The following is a 1785-nucleotide window of genomic DNA, read 5'->3' as shown; positions in this document are numbered from 1 at the left end:
AATTTGTTGTTCAATCACACGACGCAGTGGGCGTGCACCCATTGCTTCATCGTAACCTTCCTCAATCAACCAAGCCTTAGCAGCTGGCGTTACTGACAAAGTAATGTCTTTCTTAGCTAGTGTGTGGTTCACATCGGCCAACATCAAATCAACAATTTGTTGCAAATCATCCTTAGTCAAATGTGAGAATTCGACGATTGCATTAAAACGATTCAAGAATTCTGGACGGAAGTATGGTGCCAAACGATCATTAAGCGTTTGATCAGCAGCATCGTCTCCCGTGAGCGCTTCATTACCAAAGCCCGCATTTGACGTTGCAATCACCACGGTATTCTTAAAGTTGACCGTGTTACCTTGACCATCCGTCAAACGACCATCATCCATAACTTGTAGCAGCAAGGTCAAAACTTGCGGATTTGCCTTTTCAATCTCATCAAGCAAAACGATGGCATATGGTTGACGACGAACCCGTTCAGTCAACGTATTGCTGTTATCATCATACCCAACATAGCCAGCCGTCGCCCCAATCAACTTTGAAACCGCCGTCAAATCCGAATACTCTGACATATCCAAGCGGATGACGTGTTCCTTAGATCCAAACATATCCAAAGCCAATTGCTTGGCTAGTTCAGTCTTACCGGTTCCGGTTGGACCAACAAACAAGAAACTACCAATTGGACGATTACCTTCATCGAAGCCAGCACGATTACGACGAATTGCCCGCGAAACAGCTTCAACAGCCTCATCTTGACCAATGACCTTACCACGTAGACGTTCGTTAATTCCCTTCAAACGCTCAATGTCCGAAGCACCCATTTGGGCAACGGGCACTCCCGTCAAACGCTCAACACTTTCAGCAACATCATTAACCGTCGCCGTCACACGCTTAGCTTCACCAGCATTATCGATCTGCTCTTGTAGCTTATCGATCGTCATCTTGTGCTTAGCTGCTTGCTCATAGTCTTCCTTATCAGCCGCAGCTTGTTGCATGTCACGTTCACGCTTGATATCTGCCTCCAAAGATACGACGTCGGCCACTGGATTCTTCGCAGCCAAGTGAGCAGCTGTCATATCCAACAAATCAATCGCCTTGTCTGGCAATGACCGTTGTGGAATGTATTGCACTGAATAGTCGACCGCGGCCTTCAAAACATTATCTGGAATTTCAACATTGTGGTGTTCTGCATACAAATCGCGAATCCCCAACAAAATGTTGAACGTATCTTCTGAACTAGGCGCGTTGACCGTCACCTCATTGAAACGACGTGCCAAGGCCGCATTCTTCAAAATCGTGTTACGGTACTCGTCTTGTGTCGTGGCCCCAATAACCGTGAACTCACCACGGCTCAAAGCTGGCTTCAAAATATCGGCCAACCCCTTCGAACCAGAATCGCCACCCATGGCACCCGTGCCTAAAATTTGGTGAATTTCATCAAAGAAGATGATGACATTTCCCGCTTCTTTAACTTCCTTAATCAAATTTTGGACATTCTCTTCAAAACTACCACGGTATTGCGTACCCGCCTCGATACTTGAAAGATCAATTGAGATAATCTCTTTGTTGCGGATTGAAGCTGGCACATCACCAGCAATAATCGCTTGTGCTAATCCTTCAACCACAGCCGTCTTTCCGACACCTGCATCACCAACCAGTACCGGATTATTCTTCGTGCGACGGCTCAAAATTTCAGCCGTTTCCTGAATCTCCTTATTTCGGCCAATCACTGGATCCAACAAACCTTCACGTGCCTCTTGTGTCAGATTACGACCAAGTTTAGCCAACAT

Annotated in this window: 1 protein-coding gene; it reads right to left on the bottom strand. The window is 46.3% G+C overall.

Annotation, left to right across the window (positions count from 1 at the left end):
• Positions 1 to 1785 (bottom strand): AAA family ATPase (locus WEIDD23_RS01400; RefSeq protein WP_242865366.1); only part of this gene is annotated, 1785 nt, incomplete at both ends.

It is taken from the genome of Weissella sp. DD23, from assembly GCF_001579105.1.
GTDB lineage: Bacteria > Bacillota > Bacilli > Lactobacillales > Lactobacillaceae > Weissella > Weissella cibaria.
The sequence above is the reverse complement of the archived record's forward strand: the minus strand, read 5'-3'. Positions and strand labels throughout refer to the sequence as shown.